This window comes from Alteromonas sp. a30, from assembly GCF_026788005.1.
Classification (GTDB): domain Bacteria; phylum Pseudomonadota; class Gammaproteobacteria; order Enterobacterales; family Alteromonadaceae; genus Paraneptunicella.
The window spans coordinates 1-6,459 of record NZ_JABEPE010000041.1; the positions used below are offsets into that span (position 1 = coordinate 1).

Annotated in this window: 3 protein-coding genes; all 3 read right to left on the reverse strand. The window is 49.9% G+C overall.

Annotation, left to right across the window (positions count from 1 at the left end):
• The coding region (locus HJG39_RS18665) for a type I polyketide synthase (RefSeq protein WP_268411854.1) at positions 1–2,360 on the reverse strand (2,360 nt) is incomplete at its 3' end.
• A 2-nt stretch (positions 2,361–2,362) separates the two neighbouring features.
• Positions 2,363–5,971 carry a non-ribosomal peptide synthetase gene (locus HJG39_RS18670; RefSeq protein ID WP_268411856.1) on the reverse strand — a complete coding sequence of 1,203 codons (3,609 nt, stop codon included), beginning with the start codon at positions 5,969–5,971 and terminating at the stop codon, positions 2,363–2,365.
• On the reverse strand, positions 5,968–6,459 hold a 492-nt coding region (locus HJG39_RS18675; protein ID WP_268411857.1), incomplete at its 5' end, for a phosphopantetheine-binding protein. The genes HJG39_RS18675 and HJG39_RS18670, both read right to left, overlap by 4 nt.

Sequence of the window (6,459 nt, forward strand, 5' to 3'; positions counted from 1 at the left end):
TCGCTGTGATAAGCGTGAGAAGTACGCAGCAAGGTATGCTTAATATTCGCTGCGCTTAGCTGCTCCGCAAAGGCATGGATGGCTTCAACTTCACCGGATACCACGCACAAATTCGGGCTGTTATCCGCTGCCAGTGACAACGCATTTTTGACATTAGAAGCAGATTCAGCAAGGCGAGCTTGCGCCGCTTCGGCGGATAGCTCAACACTAAGCATGGCTCCGGCTGATGATCCCTCTGTGGAAACAGAGCCCATTAGCTTGCCTCGGACAACCACCAACTTAAGCGCATCTTCCAAGCTGAATACCCCCGCCAAAGTAGCTGCAACGTATTCACCTAAACTATGACCTATCATGGCATCCGGCTGAACTCCCCAATATTGAAGCTGCTTTGCCAGCGCGTATTCCACAATAAATAACGCCGGTTGGGTAATATGGGTTTGGTTGAGCGCGTCATTTTTAGATTCGACTGCTTTATTTTCATCAGCATTTCGGGGTTCTGCATCAACATCTGCATCCACCTCAAATAACAAGCTTTGCAACTCGGCTTTTAGCGATTGTTCGGATTCAGAACCCGCCGCGATCATGTCTAGGCAGGCGTCTACGTTTTCTTTAAATACGCTCGCTTCAAGGCCAGCCTCCCCTCGGTACAAGCCCGCGCCCATCCCCAAATACTGGCTACCTTGACCGCTAAACATAAAAGTCACAGCCGGGGCTTGCTCGGCATAACCTTGCAATAATTGCTTGGGATGTTCCCCTGCTAACACCTGCTTTGCTTGTGCATAAGCATCACACAACGCCACCTGACGATACGCCAAATGGCGGCGACCTTGCTGCAAGGTAAAACTGATGTCGGCCAGTTGCTTCTGCTCGCTTTTTTCTTGTGCCAAAGGAGCTTGTTCTAGCTCTTGCTGCTCAAAATACCCCTGCAAATTCTTGCTAACCTTGCTTAACGCACTTTCGCTGCGTGCGCTGATGGGTAAAAGCTGCCATTGGCGACTGTCGCCGGATTGTCTCTCGTCGATATATTCTTCCAACACCACATGGGCATTGGTGCCGCCGATGCCAAAGGAGCTGACGCCTGCGCGTCTTGGGGTTTGCTTAAGCGCTCGGCTAACACCCGTTGGCGCGTCCCACACCTGTCCTTTTGCTACCACTTCAAACGGCGAGTTTTGCCAATCTATGGCGGGGTTACCTTGCTCAAAATGCAGCGTCGCTGGCAAATATTGATGCTGCATACACAGCACGGTTTTTATCAGCCCGCTCACACCTGCGGCGGCGTCTAAGTGCCCAATATTGGTTTTTACCGCACCGATTTTAATGGTGTTTCTCGCATCTGTTTGAGAATCACCCCGCCCAAACACGTGTTGCAAAGCGGTAATTTCAATGGGGTCACCAAGAGGCGTACCGGTGCCGTGACACTCCACATAAGACACACTCTCCGGCTCCACTTCTGCCGCTTCCAGCGCTGCTTGAATTACCTGCTTTTGCCCTTCCACGCTGGGCGCAGTAAAGCCCACTTTGTGTACGCCATCGTTGTTGATGGCTGAGCCTTTTATCACCGCCAAAATGCAGTCGCCATCGGCTTCAGCATCTTCTAAACGCTTTAGCAATACCAAGCCCACGCCTTCGCCGCCCACCGTGCCTTTAGCTTTGGCATCAAAGGCGCGACAATGCCCGTCAGGCGATCCAATCATGCCTTCTTGATACAAATAGCCTTCTTTTTTCGGCTGCACCGACACCCCACCCGCCAGCGCCATATTGCAGTCATCTGCCAACAAGCCTTGCACCGCCAAATGAATCGCCACCAAAGAGGTAGAACACGCGGTTTGTACATTGATGGCAGGGCCAGTCAACCCCAGCTTGTAAGCCAAACGCGTGGCAAAATAGTCGCGCTTGATCAGCGCCTCGGCCTCGAACAAGTCGCCGGGGCTGGACTCCACCATTTCAAACACATGGCGCAGCCACAAAATGTTGTCAGTTGAACCTGTGTATACACCTATCGACAACGGTGTTTGCTGGGCGTCGTAGCCTGCATTTTCCAAGGTTTCCCACGCGCATTCGTGCAACACCCGTAGTTGTGGGTCGAGCCATTCTGCTTCACGTAGCGGATAACCAAATAAGCTTGGGTCGAAGTGATAGGGCTTAGCTAACAAACCGTTGGCTTTCACGTAGTTGGGATTGTTTAATAACTCTTGTGCAACGCCTTCGGCCAGCAATTCTGCATCGCTAAATTGGCTAATACCTTCAATACCTTGCTCAAGGTTGTGCCAAAACTCCGGGATGTTTTCAGCGCCGGGAAACTTGCCTGCCATGCCAATGACAGCCACTTCCAAACCGGTGCGTAAATCTGTGTCAGTCACGATTATTTCACTCTCTTATTGCGTTGACGATTTAGGCGAGCTTTGCGTTTGTCTAAGTCTCGTTGTGGACGGGCCTGCACTGCGTTGTTGGCGCTTGATGTCATGCCTTGTTGTTGGATTAGGCTAATAATTTGCTTAATGCTGGGATATTGAAACAGTTGCAAAGGCGACAATTGCAGGGCAAATTCAGCGTTGATCAGCTCGGTTAAGCGGATGAGTTTCAACGAGTTACCGCCAAGCTCGAAGAAGTTATCTTCCACACCGATAGACTTCGCTTCCGCTGCCTGCTCCGACTCCTGACCTAGCGCTTGCGCCCACAAAACAGCGAGCGCTTTTTCTTGTGCTGATGCTGGCGCGATGTGTTGTTTCTTTTGCGCCGATTGAAAACGAGGCGCGGGCAAGGCTTTGCGGTCGACTTTACCGTTTGGTGTTAGTGGCATTTGCGCTAACATCACATAAGCCGAGGGCTGCATATATTCTGGCAAAATTCCAAGCAGTGTTTGCCGCAAATCCTCGATCAGCACGTTTTCTGAATTAGCCTCGTTCGTTGGCTTCGCGACAACATAGGCGACGATCGCGTCTTGATGCACCAGCACGGTACATTCACTCACTCCAGAATGGGACGACACATGGTGCGCTATTTCGTCCAACTCAATTCGAAATCCCCGCAGTTTGACCTGAAAATCGGAGCGACCTAAATACTCAAGTTGTCCGTCTGCTCGCCAGCGCACCAAATCTCCCGTTTTGTACAAACGAATGGATGGTTGGTTTTCGTTGCGATGGGTAGCACCGCCCAATGGCCACTGAATAAAGGTTTTCTCGGTTAATTCAGGTTTGTTTGCGTAGCCACGCGCCAAGCCAACACCGCCAATGTACAACTCGCCCACTGCGCCCACGGGCAACAAAGCTAAATGTTCATCCAGCACATAAAGCTGAATGTTATCGATGGGTTTGCCAATGGGGACACGCGCGCTTTGCGATGCCATCTCGCAAGGCCAATAGCTAACGTCGATGGCGGCTTCTGTTGGACCGTATAAGTTATGTAGCGCCACATTGTTATAGTGTTGTAAAAAGCGATTTTGTAAGTCGGTTGGCAAGGCTTCACCACTGCAAAAGACACGTTTTAAGCTAGTGCTGGCGTTTGTTGCTGTATTTGAAGCGTTTGTTGAAGCTGCTTTTGATGCTAAGAACACCGCCAACATGGACGGCACAAAGTGTAAGGTTGTCACTTGCTCGCGCTGAATTAATTCAGACAAATACACCGGATCTTTATGACCCAAAGGCTTAGCCAGCACCATCGACGCACCCACCATCAGCGGCCAGAAGAATTCCCACACCGACACATCAAACCCGTAAGGCGTTTTTTGTAGCACCACATCCTGATGCCCCAAAAGATACGTTTTTTGCATCCAAACCAAACGATTAACCAAAGCTTGATGTTCAATCATCACGCCTTTGGGATTACCGGTTGAACCCGAGGTATAAATTAAATAAGCCAAGCTTTTTGCATGAGGTGAACGCTCACTTACTTCTGGCTGTTGACGACTAAAAGTGTGTATCTGCTGTTGGGTACTTGCCTCATCCAACACCAGCACATTCATGTTTTCTAATTTGTTTGCCACGCTTTGCATGGTAAGCGTTAAACGCGGTTTGGCATCGTCTAAAATGTAGTGCAAACGCGCGGCAGGTAGGGTGTCGTCCATTGGCACATACGCCCCGCCCGCTTTTAACGTCGCTAGCATGGCAATCACTAACTCAAAACTACGCGGCATCAATAAGGCCACACGCTCATCGACTGCCACACCTTGCTCAATAAGGTAATGCGCAAGCTGATTGGCTTTTTCGTTGAGCGATTGATAACTCATGGACTCGCCTTCAAAACGCAGCGCCACGGCATTGGGATGCTGTTTTACCTGCGCTTCGATAAGGCTGTGAATGCACACATCGTCGGAAAAATCCGCTTGGGTTTGGTTGACGCTATGCAGCAACCATTGGCGCTGTGTGGCATCCACAACCGAAAGCTCAGCCACGCGTGTTTGTGGTGCGTCGACGATCGATTGCAACAGGGCTTGGTAACTTTGGGCGAAGGATTCAATGGTCGCGCTATCGAACAAGTCGGTGTTGAATTCCCAACCGATTTCCAACCTGTTGCCTTTGTTGTGAACCTGCACGTTTATATCGTACATGGTGGTGTGACTTTCAATATCAAAAGCCTGCGCACTAACATTTGGTAAGTCGAGCTGTACATCTTGGCTGTCTTGCAAGGCAAACATAATTTGGAACAACGCACTGTGGCTTAAGTTACGTTGTGGATTAATGTGTTCAACAAGGCTTTCAAAAGGGATATTTTGGTGATCAAAATCCTGCAAAATATGGCGATTTTGTTCACTTAAGAAGTCGCTAAAGGGCATGTCTTCTTTGACTTTCGAGCGCAGCACTAAGGTATTCACAAAAAAGCCAATAAGCGGCGCAAGCGAAGCATGCGTGCGGTTTGCCACAGGCGTTCCCATTACGATGTCGTGCTCGCGGCTACAACGCGCCAACAAAATCGCAAACGCGGTTTGTAGCAAAATGAATAACGAGGTGCCTTGCTCACGGGCAAGTTGATGCAAGGCATTGGAGAGTGCTGGCGTAAACGCGCTAAAACGAATGTCGCCATTGAAAGTTTGTTGTGCCGGACGGCCTTTGTCGAGCGGCAAAGAATGCACTTCTGGCACACCTGCCAAGCGCTGCTGCCAATAATCTAATTCAGATTCCAACACATGACCCTGCATCCAGCCTCGTTGCCATGCCGCAAAGTCACTGTATTGAATCGGAAGCGGCGACAAGGCTTGATGTTGCTGAGCCATTGTTTGTTGAGTAATCTCGGATTGATAAAACGCAGTCAATTCCCGCACTAACACACCAATACTCCAACCATCGGAAATAATGTGGTGCATCACCATTAACAACACCCATTCTTGCGTGTTGTTTGTGGTATTCGCTTTAATCAGGTACACACGAAACAGCGGGTCGTGCTGCAAATCGAAGCCTTTGTGCGCTTCTTCAACCACATAGTGTTTTAACGCGTCAGGTTGCCCGCTAAAGTCGCGCTGAATAAATTCGCCCACATTAGTGGCATCATCGAACGTGGTTTGAATCACGTGGGTTTCTTTTGTTTGCGCTGCTTTTACTTGAGTTTCATTGAATTCGCTAGCAGCTTCCGCGCTAACTTCAACAAAGCGGGTGCGAAGCGAATTATGGCGAGCAACAATATGGGCGAAACTGCGTTGTAACGCGTCAATGTTAAGGTCGCCTTTTAAGCTAACGGCTAGCGGAATATTGTAATGACTTTGCCCCCCGGACAGTTTATCGATTACCCACAAACGTTGCTGCGCCAACGATAAGGGCGCGTGTTGCCCTTCCTCCAACGGCGTAATTTCAGCATAGGCTTTTTTGTGCGCCGCCATTTGGGTTAATAACGCGAGCAGTTCATCCTTTTGTGCTTTAAGCTGTGCGATAGTCTCCGCTGTCATCACACCTTTGGGCGCGGAAAATTTCAGGTTTTCCCCTTCTACCCACAGCTTAACGCCCCATTGCTTGAGCTGATTATGTAGTTTGATTGCGCTCATATGCTTCCCAACTCCAATTCTTCACTTTCTTGTTGCGCCAATAGCTCGGCAATACCGGCTACAGTGCGGTTTTCAAAGATTTGCGCCATGTTTAGTTCAATGCCGAATGCCCGACTTGGATCACTTTCTAAGCTAGCGTTCTCGCCCGCGAGCGCTTGCAAATGCGCTAACATGGACGTTGCCAGCAAGGAGTTACCGCCTAGCTCAAAAAAGTCGTCGTGAATACCGATTTGCTCTAGCTTGAACAGTTCGCACCAGAGTTCGGCAATGTGCGCTTCTATGTCGTTACGTGGCGCAACAAATGCCGTAGCCAAATTCGGGCGCGGATGGCGACTAAGCGAGGCACTTTCGGATTGCACTTGCGGTTCTTGCTGAGACATTTGCTCGTGCATTTGTTGATGCACTGCGTGGTGCTCAAACGGATACGTAGGCAGTTCAACGCGCAAGCGGGTTTCCTGCTCACGATAGTGTTGCCAGTTGATGTTCAC

What these genes read in the sequence shown, in the direction of transcription:
- HJG39_RS18670 (WP_268411856.1), bottom strand. Translation starts at nt 5,971, where the DNA reads ATGAGCGCAATCAAACTACATAATCAGCTCAAGCAATGGGGCGTTAAG.